At 62.4% G+C, this 14,986-nt stretch carries 16 protein-coding genes and 1 tRNA gene; 7 read left to right on the forward strand and 10 right to left on the reverse strand.

Annotated features, from left to right (window positions below):
* Window positions 1–8 precede the first annotated feature (8 nt).
* The 3 genes from R1W01_RS01220 to hemF are packed head-to-tail and all read left to right on the forward strand — an operon-like array spanning window position 9 to window position 2,752.
* The gene (locus R1W01_RS01220; protein WP_297756448.1) at window positions 9–986 is read left to right on the forward strand and encodes a class I SAM-dependent methyltransferase; all 978 of its coding nucleotides are present in this window, start codon (window positions 9–11) and stop codon (window positions 984–986) included.
* A 37-nt stretch (window positions 987–1,023) separates the two neighbouring features.
* Window positions 1,024–1,827: an SDR family NAD(P)-dependent oxidoreductase gene (locus tag R1W01_RS01225; RefSeq protein ID WP_243611324.1), complete on the forward strand. Its 804-nt coding sequence runs from the start codon at window positions 1,024–1,026 to the stop codon at window positions 1,825–1,827.
* A gap of 31 nt (window positions 1,828–1,858) precedes the next feature.
* Window positions 1,859–2,752 carry an oxygen-dependent coproporphyrinogen oxidase gene (hemF, locus tag R1W01_RS01230; protein ID WP_297756447.1) on the forward strand — a complete coding sequence of 298 codons (894 nt, stop codon included), beginning with the start codon at window positions 1,859–1,861 and terminating at the stop codon, window positions 2,750–2,752.
* 12 nt (window positions 2,753–2,764) lie between these two features.
* Here hemF and R1W01_RS01235 read toward each other — a convergent pair whose 3' ends face one another.
* Together R1W01_RS01235 and hemC are read right to left on the reverse strand one after the other, a co-directional pair.
* A complete protein-coding gene (locus tag R1W01_RS01235; RefSeq protein WP_243611322.1) occupies window positions 2,765–3,328 on the reverse strand; it encodes a hypothetical protein in 564 nt (187 codons plus the stop codon).
* A 180-nt stretch (window positions 3,329–3,508) separates the two neighbouring features.
* Window positions 3,509–4,468: a hydroxymethylbilane synthase gene (gene hemC / locus R1W01_RS01240; protein WP_297756446.1), complete on the reverse strand. Its 960-nt coding sequence runs from the start codon at window positions 4,466–4,468 to the stop codon at window positions 3,509–3,511.
* Between the two features lie 103 nt (window positions 4,469–4,571).
* On the opposite strand from hemC, the gene hemE reads away from it, so the two are divergent.
* A complete protein-coding gene (gene hemE, locus R1W01_RS01245; RefSeq protein WP_297756445.1) occupies window positions 4,572–5,606 on the forward strand; it encodes a uroporphyrinogen decarboxylase in 1,035 nt (344 codons plus the stop codon).
* A 111-nt stretch (window positions 5,607–5,717) separates the two neighbouring features.
* On the opposite strand, the gene R1W01_RS01250 is transcribed toward hemE, so the two are convergent.
* From R1W01_RS01250 to R1W01_RS01280, 7 genes are all read right to left on the reverse strand, one after another.
* A complete protein-coding gene (locus R1W01_RS01250; RefSeq protein ID WP_243611319.1) occupies window positions 5,718–6,218 on the reverse strand; it encodes a hypothetical protein in 501 nt (166 codons plus the stop codon).
* A 248-nt stretch (window positions 6,219–6,466) separates the two neighbouring features.
* On the reverse strand, window positions 6,467–7,552 hold the full coding sequence (locus R1W01_RS01255; RefSeq protein WP_297756581.1) for a CaiB/BaiF CoA transferase family protein: 1,086 nt from the start codon (window positions 7,550–7,552) through the stop codon (window positions 6,467–6,469).
* An 11-nt stretch (window positions 7,553–7,563) separates the two neighbouring features.
* Window positions 7,564–8,388, reverse strand: coding sequence for an SDR family NAD(P)-dependent oxidoreductase (locus R1W01_RS01260; RefSeq protein ID WP_297756444.1), 825 nt, complete (start codon window positions 8,386–8,388; stop codon window positions 7,564–7,566).
* 11 nt (window positions 8,389–8,399) lie between these two features.
* Window positions 8,400–9,548, reverse strand: coding sequence for an acyl-CoA dehydrogenase family protein (locus tag R1W01_RS01265; protein ID WP_243611316.1), 1,149 nt, complete (start codon window positions 9,546–9,548; stop codon window positions 8,400–8,402).
* A gap of 16 nt (window positions 9,549–9,564) precedes the next feature.
* A complete protein-coding gene (locus tag R1W01_RS01270) occupies window positions 9,565–9,981 on the reverse strand; it encodes a MaoC family dehydratase (protein WP_243611315.1) in 417 nt (138 codons plus the stop codon).
* A 12-nt stretch (window positions 9,982–9,993) separates the two neighbouring features.
* Entirely contained in the window at window positions 9,994–10,461 is a 468-nt protein-coding gene (locus R1W01_RS01275) for a MaoC family dehydratase N-terminal domain-containing protein (protein ID WP_243611314.1), read from the reverse strand.
* 3 nt (window positions 10,462–10,464) lie between these two features.
* Complete coding sequence (locus R1W01_RS01280) at window positions 10,465–11,646, reverse strand: lipid-transfer protein (protein WP_297756443.1); 1,182 nt, start codon at window positions 11,644–11,646, stop codon at window positions 10,465–10,467.
* Window positions 11,647–11,754: 108 nt separating this feature from the next.
* On the opposite strand from R1W01_RS01280, the gene R1W01_RS01285 reads away from it, so the two are divergent.
* From R1W01_RS01285 to R1W01_RS01295, 3 genes are all read left to right on the forward strand, one after another.
* Complete coding sequence (locus R1W01_RS01285) at window positions 11,755–12,663, forward strand: LysR family transcriptional regulator (protein WP_297756442.1); 909 nt, start codon at window positions 11,755–11,757, stop codon at window positions 12,661–12,663.
* Window positions 12,664–12,718: 55 nt separating this feature from the next.
* A complete protein-coding gene (locus tag R1W01_RS01290) occupies window positions 12,719–13,756 on the forward strand; it encodes a GlxA family transcriptional regulator (protein ID WP_297756441.1) in 1,038 nt (345 codons plus the stop codon).
* Between the two features lie 79 nt (window positions 13,757–13,835).
* Window positions 13,836–13,912, forward strand: a tRNA-Met gene (locus tag R1W01_RS01295).
* Between the two features lie 224 nt (window positions 13,913–14,136).
* Here R1W01_RS01295 and R1W01_RS01300 read toward each other — a convergent pair.
* Entirely contained in the window at window positions 14,137–14,967 is an 831-nt protein-coding gene (locus R1W01_RS01300; protein ID WP_297756440.1) for a 3-keto-5-aminohexanoate cleavage protein, read from the reverse strand.
* Window positions 14,968–14,986: the final 19 nt, after the last annotated feature.

Genomic DNA, 14,986 nt, shown 5'->3' on the forward strand with positions numbered 1-14,986 from the left:
GAGAGCCCATGTCCCAATCGCGTTTGACCCTCGCCCTTGAAGGGCATGGTTTTGACCTGCCCGAAGGTGAGATCGCCGTCTTTGCCCCGCGCGCGGGCGCCGACCTTGGCGCGCTGGAGCGCGCAAGGGTGCGGATCATCCAGCCGAACCGCGTCGATTACGAGGCGTTTCGCCGGGCGGGCTATGCCTGTGACGTGGTGGAGGCAGGGCGCTATGGCGCGGCCATCGTCTTTTTGCCGCGCGCCAAACAGCTTGCACGCGACCTGATCGCACGGGCCGTGGCGGTGGCCGATCTGGTGATCGTGGATGGGCAAAAGACCGAAGGCGCGGATAGCCTACTGAAAGAGTGCAAGAAACGGGCAGAGATTGGCGGCGTGCTGTCGAAGGCACATGGCAAGCTCTTTTGGTTCAAGGGCGGCGATTTCAACGATTGGCGCGCGGTGCCCACGCAGGTCGATGGGTTCGTGACGCGCGCGGGCGTGTTTTCGGCGGACGGGATCGACCCGGCTTCAAGGCTTCTGGCGAAGACGTTGCCGGCGAAACTCGGACGGAATGTTGCCGATCTTGGCGCAGGGTGGGGCTATCTCGCGCGGGAAATTCTTGCGCGGGAGACGGTTGAAACGCTGTACCTTGTAGAGGCCGATCACGTCGCGCTCGACTGCGCGCGCGAGAATGTGACGGATCCGCGGGCGGAGTTTCACTGGGCCGATGCGACGACTTGGGAAGCGCGGGCGCGGATGGATGCGGTGGTGATGAACCCGCCGTTTCATACCGGACGCAGTGCAGAGCCCGCACTTGGAGAAGCCTTTATCGCGGCGGCGGCACGCATGCTTGCCCCGACCGGGCAGCTTTGGCTTGTCGCGAACCGCCACTTGCCTTACGAGGCGGCGCTCAGAGAGCGGTTTGGCGCAGTGGAGGAAGTCGCTGGCGACGGCCGGTTCAAGGTGCTTCACGCTGCGCGCCCGTCTCGCGTGAGACGGGGTTAGCGCGTAAGCTGCTCAAGAGAATCACAGGAGTTAAGACATGTCTTTCTCGATTGCAGGCAAGACCGCCATCGTGACCGGTGCGGCGAATGGGATCGGCCTTGCCGTGGCGCGTCACTTTGCAGACCATGGTGCCAATGTGATGTTCGCCGACATGGACGAACAGCGGCTTGTCGAAGAGGTCGGCGAAAACAAGGAAGAGGGCAATATCCGCTATTTCGCGGGCGATTTGCGCGAGAAGCTTACGATTGCCAACCTGCTTTCCGCGACGATTGATGCGTTTGATACGGTGGACATCCTCGTCAACGGTTGTCGGCAGGTGATCCGCTCGGATGCGCTCGATCCGGATGACAAATCGGTCGAAACCATGCTCGACCAGAACCTCATGACCTCGCTGCGCCTGTCGCAATATGTGGCCAAGCGCATGATCAAACAGGCCGAGGGGAACGAACCCGGCAAACAGGCGGGTGCAATCGTCAACCTGTCTTCGATCGCTTCGCGCCGGTCGCATCCGGACCTTATGGCCTATTCTGTGTCGACCGCTGCCCTTGACCAGATGACGCGCGCGATGGCGGTTGCTCTCGCGCCGCATAAGATCCGGGTCAACGCCGTGGCGTTCGGATCGGTGATGTCCACGAGCCTCCAGAACATGCTCAAGGATCACAGCGAGTTCCGCGAGACCATCGAGGACAACACACCGCTTGGCCGTATTGCGGGACCGGGGGAGCTTGCGGAAGCGGTGCAATACCTGGCGTCGGAAGGGTCAGGGTTCATGACCGGGCAGATCATCACGGTGGATGGCGGGCGCACGCTTGTCGATCCTGTGGCGGCTCCGGCGCATTGAACGCCTAGAAAATAAGATCAGGGAGGACGCGATGAGCGACCAGATGGAAAGCGAAAAGGCACGCGCGTCCGCGTGGTTCCGGGAGTTGCGGGACCAGATCGTTGCCGCCTTCGAGATGCTCGAGGATAGTCACGCCGAAGGGCCTTTTGCCGATCAGGTGCCGGGGCGGTTCGATGTCACCGAAACCACGCGCGCGAGTGCCGATGGCTCGGATGCGGGCGGCGGTTTGATGTCGGTGATGCGCGGCGGGCGCGTGTTTGAGAAGGTCGGCGTCAATGTCTCGACCGTCTATGGCGAACTCGGCGAACGTGCGCAGGCCGCGATGGCGGCGCGCAAGGGCTTTCCGGGCATGAAGGATGACCCGCGTTTCTGGGCCAGCGGGATCAGCCTTGTCGCGCATATGCAAAACCCGCATTGCCCGGCTGTTCACATGAACACGCGCATGTTCTGGACCCCGCATGGATGGTGGTTCGGGGGAGGATCGGACCTCAACCCCTGTCTTGAGTATGACGAGGACACCGCACATTTCCACAATGTGCAGAAGGCGCATTGTGACCGCCATGACGAGGCGCATTATCCGCGCCTCAAGGCTTGGGCGGATGAGTATTTCTATGTGCCGCACCGGGGTCGTGCGCGGGGTGTTGGCGGGATTTTCCTTGATGACCACAACAGCGGTGACTGGGAGGCGGATTTCGCGTTTATCCAAGATGTCGGGAAAGCGTTCCTTCCGGCCTTTGTGCCGCTTGTCGAGAAACGCCGCGTCGATGCGTTCGGCGAGGCAGAGAAAGACGCGCAGCTCGTGCATCGCGGCCTCTATGCGGAATACAACCTCGTCTATGACCGGGGCACGAAGTTCGGCCTTGAGACCGGGCACGACGCCAATGCCGTGCTGATGAGCCTGCCGCCGATGGCGAAGTGGGTCTGAGCCGGGGGGCGGTCAGGCGCGGAGTTGACGGATGCTTCGGCAGAGCGCGCGGTGCATAAGCTCCACGTCTTCATAGCGTCCGCGCAGGGCGGTGATTTCGGCGTTTTCGTGACGGAGGCGGAGGCGCATTTTTGACGGCACGCCGACGCCATCCCCTTTGAGCACATAGATGCTTTTGATCTCGCTGAGGGGGAATTTGCGCGCTTTGCGGACATTGTCGCGGCGATCGAGGCGCGAGAGCGTCAAGCTCAGGTCGGTCGGGTCCAGCGCGATTTCATAGCGGCTCCCCCGCATGGTGAAAGTGTAGAGCGCAAGGCCGATGATCGAGAACGCGACGGCAAGGCCAACCTTGGTCATCACCATCTCAATGCTTTCCCCGTTGGGCAATAGCCACTGAATGAAGGCACCAAGCACGATCACGATACCAATGAAGCGCAGGACCGCTTCGCTTTGGGTCGTGGTGCGAAAATACCCTTCGGTTTCACGCGCGCGATATGTCTGATCGTGGCGCGACGTTTTGATACTGCGTTTCTTGACCGGCCCGACCGTCAGATCGGTGATAGCTGCTGCATTCATGCTCTTCCCTCCGAACACGTTTCCAACGGCAGTAGGCCAAGAAAAAGTGTCCAAATGTGGAAGGGCTTTTGGGTAAATTAGGACTTTGTTAAGGGAAATCCGGTCGGATCCCTTTGTTTTCGCCGCATTTTCGGCGCAGTTCGACGCCTGTCCTATTTGGGAATCGCGATGCCGTGGTGGCTAGCTCCGCCAGTCGAAGAAGCCTGCACCGGCCTGCGAGAGAAGTGATTCGGCCATTTCGCGACCGAGCGCGGCGCCATCCTCGATTGGGGCGGTGCGGTCGTCGGAGAGGCTCTCGGAGCCATCAGGGCGCAGCACTTGGCCACGCAGGCGCAGGGTATTGCCGTCAAGTTCGGCCAGCCCGGCAATCGGGGTTTCGCAAGACCCGTCAAGCGCGGCGAGGAAAGCGCGTTCGGCGGCGAGGCGCTGACCCGTTTGCGTGTCGTGGATGGCCTCGAGCATCTCGGCCGTGCGGCGATCGTCCGCGCGCCGCTCAATGCCGATCGCTCCTTGGGCGACGGCCGGCAGCATCTCTTCCGGGGCAATTGCGGAGGCTGCGACATGGGCCATGTCGAGACGGTGCAGCCCGGCCATGGCAAGGAAGGTGCATTCGGCCACGCCATCTTCGAGTTTCTTGAGGCGGGTCTGCACGTTGCCGCGGAATTCGACCACGTTGAGGTCGGGGCGGAAGTTCAGAAGCTGGGCGCGCCGGCGCAGCGAGGAGGTGCCGACAACGGCGCCTTTGGGCAGATCGGCGAGCGTTTTGACCTTGGAAGAGACAAACGCATCGCGCGTGTCTTCGCGTGGCAGGTAGGTGTCGAGCAAAAGACCCTCGGGCTGTAGCGTCGGCATGTCCTTCATGGAGTGCACGGCGATGTCGATCTTGCCCGACAGGAGGTCTTCTTCGATCTCCTTGGTGAAGAGACCCTTGCCGCCGATCTCCTTGAGCGGCTTGTCCTTGGCGATCAGCGCCGCATCATCGCCCGTCGTCTTGATGATGACGATCTCAAACGCCTCTTCGGGCAGGTCGAACGCCGCTGCGAGGCGGCGGCGTGTCTCATACGCTTGTGCCAAGGCGAGCGGGGAGCCGCGGGTGCCGATCTTGAGGGGCGAGTCGGGGGAGGGCAGGGTCAATGTCATGGCCCGAACTCTTAGTCGCGGCAGGTTGTCCTTTCAAGTCATCCATGCTTGACATCTCGTCGCTGTGGCGAGACCTACAGACGGCAAAGAGGAGAGACCGCACATGGCTACGACCAAGAAAATTCTGCGCGCGCTTGCGGGCGAGACGCTCGACACGCCCCCGATCTGGATGATGCGTCAGGCGGGCCGTTACCTGCCGGAATATCGCGCGACGCGGGCCGAGGCGGGGGATTTCCTGTCGCTTTGCTATAACTCGGAACTGGCGGCGGAAGTCACGCTTCAGCCGATCCGCCGCTATGGGTTCGATGCGGCGATCCTGTTTGCCGATATCCTTTTGCTGCCGCAGGCGCTTGGGGCGGATCTTTGGTTCGTGACCGGGGAAGGCCCGCGCCTTTCGACGATCGAAAGCCAAGCGGATTTCGACAAGCTCAAACCGGCGAGCGAGATTCACGAGACGCTCAACCCGATCTATGAGACGGTGCGCATCCTGTCGCGCGAATTGCCGGATGAGACGACGCTTATCGGGTTCGCGGGCGCGCCCTGGACCGTGGCGACCTATATGATCGCGGGCCGTGGCACGCCGGATCAGGGCCCGGCGCATGCGTTGAAGGATAGCAACCCGGCGCTGTTCGATCAGGTGATCGAATTGCTGACCGAGGGCACAATTGACTACCTGTCGAAACAGATCGAGGCGGGCGCGGAGGTCGTGAAGATCTTTGATAGCTGGGCCGGGTCGCTCAAGGGAGCGGATTTCGACAAGTATGCGCTTGAGCCTGCGAAGAAGATCATCGCGGCGCTCAAGGAACGGCATCCGGGCATTCCGGTCATCGCCTTTCCGCGCGGTGCGGGAGAACGCTATGAGGGCTTTGCCAAGGCGACCGGGGCAGATTGCGTTGCGGTCGATGACGCCGTGAGCGCAGACTGGGTGGCCGAGCATGTGCAGAAAGATGGCTGCGTGCAGGGAAATCTCAAGTCATCCCATATGGTTACGGGCGGGCAGGCGCTTGTCGATGAAACCCGCAAGATCGTCGAGGCGCTTGGCTCCGGCCCGCATATTTTTAACCTCGGTCACGGCATCACACCGGATGCGGACCCGGAGAATGTGCAGTTGATGATCGACACGGTGCGCGGCAAGTAAACCGACCGACAGAGCAAAAAAGAACGGGGCCTGAGGGCCCCGTTTTTTGTTTCTGTATCACGTCGGTATTGCGTCGGTATCGCGGTGGTGTGCAATCGTGACGCGCGCGGATCACTTGAGGGTGAAATGCAGGCCGCTTTCGGGATCCTTGACGAAGGCCCAGTGGTCCCGCTCGGTCGCGACGGCGTGGGTCGCTGCGGCAGCCACCAGCGTGACGAAGAGGGCGGCGCCCGCATGGGTGCCCGAGGTGACCGAGGCGTAGTTCGCGTGCAGCTTGGGCTCGAGCGTGCCGGTGGCGGTTTTCTCATCCAGCTTGCAGGCCACGTCGAGCGGCGCGGATTTGCCTTCGGTCGTCGGGAAGCGGACGATGGCCGGGCTGGTGAAGCTGGTCTTGAACTCGTCGGACTTGATCGTGCAGACCGCACCGCCGATTTCCTTGCTCTTGCCGTCTTCGCCCTTGGCATAGGTGCGCACCGGCACGGCGCTCAGGCGCACGACCTTGTTCTTGGTGCTGACATGGGCGAAATCGACGGGCTTTTGGGTGATCTCCATGCTCTGGGTACAGGCCGCGAGGGCGATGGCGGCGGGCAGGATGAAAAAGGCTTTCTTCATAAGGGGTCTTTCGGTGTTGATCATTACGCAAGGGGCGTTCCGTGGAGAAAACACGAGGGGTGCCGCCTCACAGAACCGTGAATAGTCGCTGCGGTTTTACCTATCCTTTAGGCGTATTCAAGGGGCGTATCGTGCAATCTTGGGTTTATTTGTCGCGGCATGAGGGATTGCGTTTGCCGGGCACCGCGAGGTCGAGGAAAACCGTTATGAAATCGCGTGGGGAAGGTCTTTTGAAAGATCTTCCCAGCCTAGGCTTTGTGCGTGAGTTCCGCGAGAATCTCGGCGCTGTGCGCGCCGCGTGTGCAGGGCGCGTGGATCGGGGCCAATTCGCCACCGAACCGGGGGGCGGGGGCCGCTTGCAACACGCCGTCCGGTGCGGACCAGACTTGGCGCGCGCGCATGTGCGGGTCATCCGCGGCCTCGCCGGGAGACAGCACGGGCGCAACGCAAGCGTCAGAGCCGTCAAAGAGCGTGGCCCAGTGAGCGCGGGGCTCGGCGGCGAAAATATCCTCGAGCCGCGCCGTGAGCTTGGTCCAGAGCGCCTTGTCATGTTGGCGCTGGAACTCGGGGTCTTCCGAAAGGCCGAGCTTTTCAAGGAAGAGCGTGTAGAATTGCGGCTCGAGGCATTGCACCGAGATAAAGCCGCCATCGGCGCAGGCGTAGCTACGGGACCAGTGCGGGCCGTCCAGCAGGCTCTGGCCACGATCATCGACAAGCTGTCCGCTCTGGCGGATCGCCATGAGGAGGCCGAGCATATGGGCGGAGCCGTCCACGATGGCAGCGTCGACGACCGTGCCTTGTCCGGTCGCGCGGGCGTTGAGAATGCCGGAGAGCATGCCGACCACGAGGTAGAGCGCGCCGCCGCCGATGTCGCCGACGAGGGTTGCGGGCGTGATTGGGGGGCTTCCGGGTTCCGAGGCGTAGTGCAGCGCGCCGGAGGTCGCGATGTAGTTGAGATCATGCCCGGCGGTGGGGGCGCGTGGGCCGTCCTGACCCCAGCCGGTCATGCGGCCATAGACGAGGGCCGGATTTTCCGCGTGGCAGGCCTCGGGGCCGAGGCCGAGCCGTTCCATGACACCGGGGCGAAACCCTTCGATAAGGCCATCGGCGCGGGCAATGAGCGCCTTGGCTGTGGCGATGTCGTCGGGATCTTTGAGATCGAGCGCGATGGAGCGCTTGCCCCGGTCGAGGACCGAGGCCTCGGCGGTGACCTGACCGCCTTTGCCCTTGCGATGGATCACGATGACATCAGCGCCAAGATCGGCCAGCGTCATAGCGGCAAAGGGACCGGGGCCAAGCCCTTCGATCTCGACGATGCGGACCCCGGAGAGCATGCCCTTCTGCGTCATCCCGTCAGGCCGCCACCGACGATGAGGGTCTGGCCCGAGACGTAGTTCGATTCCGGGCAGCAGAAGAGATAGACGCCATCTGCGGCCTCTGCCGGAGTGCCGGGGCGACCAAGCGGCACCATCGCGGCGAACCCGCCAGCGACCTTTTTCGGGATACCGATGCCGACCTCGTTGCCGTCCACGGTAATGGTTTTCTTTTCGTCCGTGGCCTCGGTCAGGCGGGTTTCGATATAACCGAAGGCGACACAGTTGACGTTGACCTTGTGGCGGCCCCATTCCTTGGCGAGCGTCTTGGTGAGGCCAAGGACGGCAGATTTCGCTGTCGAGTAGTTGGCTTGTCCGACATTGCCTGACGTGCCCGCGATGGAGGAGATGTTGACCACCTTGCGGAACACCTCGCGCCCGTCTTCGGCCTCTTGCGCGGCGGCGCCTTTGATAAAGCCGGAGGCGGCGCGCAGGATGCGGAAGGGGGCCTTCACATGCACATCCATCATGGCGTCGAACTGTTCGTCGGTCATGTGGCCGATGAGGCTATCCCATGTGTAGCCCGCATTGTTGACGATGATGTCGATGGCGTTCCATTTCTCTACGCCCGCCCCGATAAAGCGTTCGGCAAAGCCTTGTTCAGTCACGGAGCCGGGCACGGCGATGGCATGGCCGCCCATGGCGGCGATTTCCTCGACCACGGCCATGGCGGGGTCTGCTTCGAGGTCGTTGACCACGACATTGGCCCCCTCGGAGGCGAGTTTCAGGGCCAGCGCGCGGCCGATGCCGTTGCCTGCGCCGGTGATATAGGCGGTCTTTCCGTCAAGTTTTCCCATGGTGTCCTCCCTCAGTCGCGGTCGAGATCGCGCGCGATCAGTTCTTTCATGATTTCATTGGTGCCGCCGTAGATCTTCTGCACGCGGGCGTCGGTATAGAGTTCGGAGATCGGGTATTCCTGCATGTAGCCATAGCCGCCGAAAAGCTGGAGACATTCGTCGATGATCTCGCATTGGGTCTGGGTGCCCCACCACTTGGCCATGGCGGCCTTTTCCGGGGTGAGGGTGCCGGTTTCCAGCTCGGCGAGGCATTGATCGACGAAGGCGGCGAGGAGCTCGATCTTTGTCGCCGCTTCGGCGAGTTTGAAGCGGGTGTTCTGGAAGTCCATGATGCGTTGGCCAAAGGCCTTGCGTTCGCGCACGTAGTCGAGCGTCATGTCGAGCGCACATTGCGAGGCGCCGAGGGCCATGAAGCCGAGGATCAGGCGTTCCCAGGGCAGTTGCTTCATCAGCTGGATGAAGCCCTGGCCTTCCTCGGTGCCGATCAGGTTGGTAAGCGGCACGCGCACGTCCTCGAAGGACAATTCGGCGGTGTCGTTGCGCTTCATGCCCATTTTCTTGAGGCGGCGACCGACAGAGAAACCTTCGAGCCCTTCGGTCTCCACCACGATGAGTGACACGCCACGGCCCTTGGCCTTGGGGTCGGTCTTGGCGACGAGGACGATCAGGTCGGCGCTGCCGCCGTTGGTGATGAAGGTCTTGGAGCCGTTGATGAGGTATTCATTGCCGTCCTTGATGGCGGTGGTCTTGACCGCCTGAAGGTCGGAGCCGGTGCCCGGTTCGGTCATCGCGATGGCGGCGACCTTGTCGCCCGAGGCGAGACCGGGGAGCCAGCGGGCCTTTTGTTCGTCGGTGCCGAAGGCGGTGATGTAGTGGGCGGCGATGTTGTGGACCGAGACGCCCCAGCCGCTATCGCCGGCGCGGGTTTGTTCGAGGAAGGTCACGGCGTCGAAATGGCGCGAGAGGCCGAGGCCGCCGTGTTCTTCGGGGAAGGTCGCGCCGAGGATGCCAAGCTCGCCCGCCTTCTTCCAAAGCGATTTCGGCACGGTGCCGGCTTCGGTCCAGGCGTCCTTGTTGGGGGTGATTTCTTCGGCGAAGAAGCGGCGCACCGTGTCGGCGAACGCCTTGTGGTCTTCCTGCATCCACAGATGGTTGGGCATGGGGGTCTCTCCGTCTTCAGGCGGCGCGCACGAGCGCTTCGCCTTTCAGGGTTTGGGTTCCGTCGTCGACCTTGGCCGACAGGGTCAGTTTCAAGAGCGTCTCGCCATCCTTCTCGACGATCTCAGCGACGCTGCCTTCGCAGGTCACAGTCGCGTTGACGGGGGTGATGGCGGTGAAGCGGGTTGAGAGGGTACGGACGTTTTCCTGTCCGGCCCAGTCGGTCACGAGGCGGCCCAGTTGCGCCATGGACAGCATCCCGTGCGCGAAGACGTCGTCGAACCCGGCGCCCTTGGCGAAATCAAGGTCGATATGGATCGGGTTGTGATCGCCCGACGCGCCGGCATAGAGCGCAAGCTTGGTGCGCGAGACAGGACCAAAGACGAGCGTCGGTAGCGTGTCGCCGGGTTTGGCGGTGGCGGGGGTGATGGTCATCGTTGCGCCTCCTCAGCCCAGAACGTGAATGATGTCGCGCTTGGCCTCGACAAGTAGGCCACGCTCGGGGTGGGTGATGCGGGTGGCGACCTGCGCGATTTCCAGCTTGCCGCCCTTGGCATCGGCAAAGCCGAGCACTTCGTTCTCGACCGACACGGTTTCACCCGCGTGTATTGGGCCGTGATAGATGTAGCTCTCGGTGCCATGCAGAAGGCAGCGGAAGTCAGCGTTGATAATTGCATGGATGCCGGGCAATCCCCGACGCATGCTTTCCTTGCCCGCGAAGGTGCCGACGACCACGGGGTAGGTTGCGGGTGCGACCACGTCCGGGTGCCCGGCTGCGCGAGCGGCGTCGACGTCGAAATGAATCGGGTTTGTCTCGCCAATGGTTTCGGCAAAGAAGGCGATCGCGCCGCGTTCAAGGGTCACCTCGATGGGCGGGGTCTTCTGCCCCGCTGTGCTTCGGTCAAAAATCCCCATGGGTCAGGCCGCCTGATAGAGCGTCACGACGCAGGCGCCGCCGAGGCCGAGGTTGTGCTGAAGCGCGGTCTTGGCGCCGTCGACCTGCCGGTTCTCGGCAGTGCCGCGCAGTTGGTGGGTCAGCTCATAGCATTGCGCAAGGCCCGTCGCGCCAAGCGGGTGGCCCTTGGAGAGTAGCCCGCCGGAGGGGTTGGTGACGTATTTGCCGCCATAGGTATTGTCGCCATCAGCAATGAACTTCTGCGCACCACCCTCGGGGCAGAGGCCAAGGCCCTCATAGGTGATGAGCTCGTTATGGGCGAAGCAATCGTGCAGTTCGACCACGTCCACGTCTTTGATGTCGATACCGGATTGTTCCTGCACCTGTTTCGAGGCGGCGGCGGTCATATCGTAGCCGACGACCTGCATCATATCGTGCGCATCGAAGGTCGAGGGGTAGTCTGTCGTCATCGCCTGACCGACGATCGAGACGGTGGTCGGGATGCTGTGCTTTTTGGCAAACTCTTCAGAGCAGAGGATGGCCGCCGCGCCGCCGCAGGTCGGGGGGCAGGCCATGAGGCGGGTCATTACGCCTTCCCACATGAAGGGGGCGTTCATCACGTCGTCTTCGCTCACTTCGGTGTTGAAGAGGGCGAGGGGATTGTTGACCGCGTGGCGCGAGGCCTTGGCACGGATCTTGGCAAAGTCGCGCAGCTCGGTGCCGTATTTCTCCATATGGCTTTTGCCCGCGCCACCGAAGTAACGCAGCGCCAGCGGCACTTGCGAGTTCCCGACGAGCACATCGGTCTCGTGGTCGAAATCGTCGAACGGCGTTGGGCGATCGGTCCAGTGGCTCTGAAGCGCGCCGCGCTGCATCTGTTCAAAGCCGACCGCGAGGACGCAATCGGCAATGCCATGCTCGATGGCTTGACGCGCCAGAAAGAGCGCGGTCGAGCCGGTGGAACAGTTGTTGTTGACGTTGATCACCGGGATGCCCGTCATGCCGACCTGATAGAGGGCTTTCTGGCCGCAGGTGGAATCGCCGTAGACATAGCCGGCATAGGCTTGCTTCACGTCCTCATAGGACAGGCCGGAATCCGCGAGCGCCGCGCGGATCGCATCGGCGCCCATCTTGTCATAGCTGTCGGACGCGCCCGGTTTGGCGAATTTGATCATGCCGACACCGGCAACGATGGTCTTGGTCATGGGTATCCTCCCCGAATCCCTGTTTCGGGGGAAGTATGGGGGTGCTTTCATCCATCTGACAAATTCTATATTGTCCAATGATATTCATTATTGGAATGGGTCCATAGAATGAACCTAAGCAAACTGCGCTATGTTCTGGCGGTGGACCGGGCCGGGGCGATCTCTGCGGCGGCGCGCAACCTGCATATCACGCAGTCGGCGGTGACCAAGGCGGTTGCCGATATCGAGGCCGACCTAGGATTTGCGATATTCGAGCGGCGTGCCCGTGGCGTTGTGGCGACGGCGGCGGGCAGGACATTCATCGACCGGGCAGCGCGTATCCTGTCGGATATGGATCAACTCGTGAGTGATACCCGCAGCGGGCGAGAAACGCGCGACCGGGTGTTGCGCATCGGGATTGCGCCACCGTCGCTTGAGGGATTGATGAACCGGGCCGTGCGCCACCTTGTCCTGAGCCATTCGGAAGTGCGGGTGCATTTGCGCGGGGTGACTTTTGAGACGGGGATTCAATTCCTGCGGCAGGGCGATCTCGACACGCTCATCGCGCCCGAACATGGGCTTATGGGGGAGGCGGGATTTGCCATGGAGCCACTGCCGCCGCTGCGCTCGCGGATGTATGCGCGCAAGGGCCATCCGCTTAGCGGGCATCTTGTCGGGGCGGAGGATCTGGCGCGCTATCCGATCATCGCACCGGACCTTTCGGGGCCCCATGTGCGCCCGTTGATCGAGGTGCTCGATCACCTCGAGGGGGATTCCGTGCGCGGCTTGCACATCATCGAGAACTTTCCGATGGCGTCGGGCATAATCGAGCGGACAGACGCGCTTGGCGTGGTGGTGGATTCCTTTGTGCAGAGCCACGCCTTTCGGAGCCGGTTTGAAGTCATCGATTTCGATATGGGGGCGCCGTTGCCGATGGTGCTTGCGTCGCGATCCGGTAGCGGGCCGGGGCGGGCGATGCAGTGGTTTCGGGCGGCACTTCGGGCGCATCCGCCCACCGCCAGCGTTTCCATGCGGTAAAAGCTATAAATAGGGTCGTTTTCCGACTTGTCCGAGTCGTATCAGCGATCATACCATGTCCCGTCGCAAAGGAGAGGACTGGCAGATGAGTGGCGGGTTGATCCCGAAAGGTGTTGCCTATGTAGAGCTTGGGCCCGACGGGGTGAGCGAGCCGGAGCACTTTGTTTTTCTGCTCTTGCCGAACCTGTCGATGTTGGCGTTTTCCTCGGCCATTGAGCCGTTGCGGATTGCGAACCAGCTGACGGGGCGGGCGCTTTATCGCTGGACGACGATGTCGGAGGATGGCGCGCCGGTCCGGTGTTCGAACGGTGTCGAGATCTCGGTGGATGCGGCGCTGGGCGATACCCCGAACAGCGCCTATGTGCTTGTGTGTTCCGGGGTCGAACCGGAGAAGGCGGCCTCGCGCAAGGCGGCGGATTGGATCCGTTATCAATGGCGGATGGGGCGGACCGTGGGCGGGCTCTGTACCGGGGCCTATACGCTTGCGCGGGCGGGCATTCTCAAGGGGCGTCGTGTGACCCTGCATTGGGAAAATCAGGTGCCATTCCGTGAAAGCTATCCCGATCTAGACCTGCGCGAACAGCTTTATGTCGTAGACGGGCGGATCATGACCTGCGGCGGCGGGGCGGCGGCAACGGACTTGTTCCTAAAGCTCATCGACGACCGGTATGGCCCGCTGCTCAGTCAGGCGGTGCTCAACATGTGCCTGCATTCGGTGCATCGCTCGGATGGGGATAGCCAGATGGTGTCGCGCGCGGCGACGCTTGGGGTGCGCAATGCGCGACTCCTTGAAATCGTGCGGATTTTTGACGACGAGATCGACCAAGAGATTAGCCTCGACGAAGTTGCGGAGCGGGTTGGCGTGTCGCGGCGCCAGATGGAGCGGCTCTTTGCGCATCATGTCGGGCGCACACCGAAACGCTATCTCATCGACCTGCGCCTACAGCGGGCGCGGGCGCTTTTGGCGGAGACGGATTTGCCGGTGGGAGAGGTTGCGTTGGCCTGTGGGTTCGCTTCGGCGACGCAGTTCTCGCGGCGCTTTCGGGAACGGTTCGGAACCTCGCCGCATGCCTTCTCGGTGGCCATCACTTGAGCGGCGGGAAAACTTTGGCGAGGGGCCGTTTTTCCGCTTGACCCCGTGCGGAGGTTCTCATAAATCGCTCTGCACCTAAGGCGGTATAGCTCAGTTGGTTAGAGCAGCGGAATCATAATCCGCGTGTCCGGGGTTCAAGTCCCTGTACCGCCACCAAGAATTCCGGCCCTGAAAGCAGACGCTTTCAGGGCCTTTTCTTTGGGCCCTGACCCCGGTCGATGCAGGCAATCGTAAACGGAAAAACCGACGTCGGTATAACGTCGGTATCGCGTCGGTATTGCGTCTGTGGGGAAGCGTTACAGCACCGTCCCGGTGAACGGGGCGGGACCAAGCGATTTTGGCATCGCTTGGCCCATGGAGTTTCGAAAATCTTGCGCGCCTCAGGCCGAGCGCAGGCCGAGGATTTCGCGCGCTTGTGCGGGAGTCGCCACGGGGCGTTCGTATTTCGCACAGAGATCGGCGGCGCGCGCGATCAGTGCGGCGTTGGAGGGTGCGAGCGTGTTGCGGTCGAGGCGCACGTTGTCCTCGAGGCCCGCACGGGTATGCCCACCAGCGGCGATGGCCCATTCATTGACCACGGCCTGATTTGCGCCGATCCCGGCGGCACACCACGCGGCCTTGGGCGCGCGGGTCTTCATCATGTGGACGTAGAAATCGAAGACTTCCTTGTCACAGGGCATGGCGTTCTTCACGCCCATGACGAATTGCACGTAGAGGCGGCCATAAAGCTTGCCCTCGTCATGCATACGGATCGCCTGAATCAGGTGCGACAGATCGAAGGCTTCGATCTCGGGGGTGATCTCGTAGGTCTGCATCTCGGCGGAGAGCCACGCGACAAGGTCCGGCGCGTTCTCGTAGACGCGGGTCGGGAAGTTGTTGGAGCCGACCGAGAGCGAGGCCATGTCAGGGCGCAGGGACAGCATGCCGCCGCGTTCGTGGCCAGCGCCGGAGCGGCCGCCGGTCGAGAATTGGATGATCACGCCGGGGCAGTGTTTCTCAAGCCCTTCCTTGAGGCGGGCAAAGCGCTCGGGATCGGAGGAGGGGGTTTCATCATCGTTGCGCACATGGGCGTGGATGATGGAGGCGCCGGCCTCAACAGCGGCGTGGCTGCTTTCGATCTGTTCCTCGACCGTGGTTGGCACGGCGGGGTTGTCAGATTTGCGCGGCACGCTGCCCGTGATGGCGCAGCAGAGAATACAGGGGTTGCTCATTGCGGATTCCTTTTTGGCC

This window comes from Shimia sp. FJ5, from assembly GCF_032918335.1.
GTDB lineage: Bacteria > Pseudomonadota > Alphaproteobacteria > Rhodobacterales > Rhodobacteraceae > Shimia > Shimia aestuarii_A.

What these genes read in the sequence shown, in the direction of transcription:
- hemC (WP_297756446.1), bottom strand. Translation starts at nt 4,468, where the DNA reads ATGACATTGACCCTGCCCTCCCCCGACTCGCCCCTCAAGATCGGCACC.
- R1W01_RS01255 (WP_297756581.1), bottom strand. Translation starts at nt 7,552, where the DNA reads ATGCTCTCCGGGGTCCGCATCGTCGAGATCGAAGGGCTTGGCCCCGGT.
- R1W01_RS01290 (WP_297756441.1), top strand. Translation starts at nt 12,719, where the DNA reads ATGTCCCGTCGCAAAGGAGAGGACTGGCAGATGAGTGGCGGGTTGATC.
- R1W01_RS01220 (WP_297756448.1), top strand. Translation starts at nt 9, where the DNA reads ATGTCCCAATCGCGTTTGACCCTCGCCCTTGAAGGGCATGGTTTTGAC.
- hemF (WP_297756447.1), top strand. Translation starts at nt 1,859, where the DNA reads ATGAGCGACCAGATGGAAAGCGAAAAGGCACGCGCGTCCGCGTGGTTC.
- hemE (WP_297756445.1), top strand. Translation starts at nt 4,572, where the DNA reads ATGGCTACGACCAAGAAAATTCTGCGCGCGCTTGCGGGCGAGACGCTC.
- R1W01_RS01235 (WP_243611322.1), bottom strand. Translation starts at nt 3,328, where the DNA reads ATGAATGCAGCAGCTATCACCGATCTGACGGTCGGGCCGGTCAAGAAA.
- R1W01_RS01250 (WP_243611319.1), bottom strand. Translation starts at nt 6,218, where the DNA reads ATGAAGAAAGCCTTTTTCATCCTGCCCGCCGCCATCGCCCTCGCGGCC.
- R1W01_RS01265 (WP_243611316.1), bottom strand. Translation starts at nt 9,548, where the DNA reads ATGCCCAACCATCTGTGGATGCAGGAAGACCACAAGGCGTTCGCCGAC.
- R1W01_RS01280 (WP_297756443.1), bottom strand. Translation starts at nt 11,646, where the DNA reads ATGACCAAGACCATCGTTGCCGGTGTCGGCATGATCAAATTCGCCAAA.
- R1W01_RS01300 (WP_297756440.1), bottom strand. Translation starts at nt 14,967, where the DNA reads ATGAGCAACCCCTGTATTCTCTGCTGCGCCATCACGGGCAGCGTGCCG.
- R1W01_RS01270 (WP_243611315.1), bottom strand. Translation starts at nt 9,981, where the DNA reads ATGACCATCACCCCCGCCACCGCCAAACCCGGCGACACGCTACCGACG.
- R1W01_RS01225 (WP_243611324.1), top strand. Translation starts at nt 1,024, where the DNA reads ATGTCTTTCTCGATTGCAGGCAAGACCGCCATCGTGACCGGTGCGGCG.
- R1W01_RS01285 (WP_297756442.1), top strand. Translation starts at nt 11,755, where the DNA reads ATGAACCTAAGCAAACTGCGCTATGTTCTGGCGGTGGACCGGGCCGGG.
- R1W01_RS01260 (WP_297756444.1), bottom strand. Translation starts at nt 8,388, where the DNA reads ATGGGAAAACTTGACGGAAAGACCGCCTATATCACCGGCGCAGGCAAC.
- R1W01_RS01275 (WP_243611314.1), bottom strand. Translation starts at nt 10,461, where the DNA reads ATGGGGATTTTTGACCGAAGCACAGCGGGGCAGAAGACCCCGCCCATC.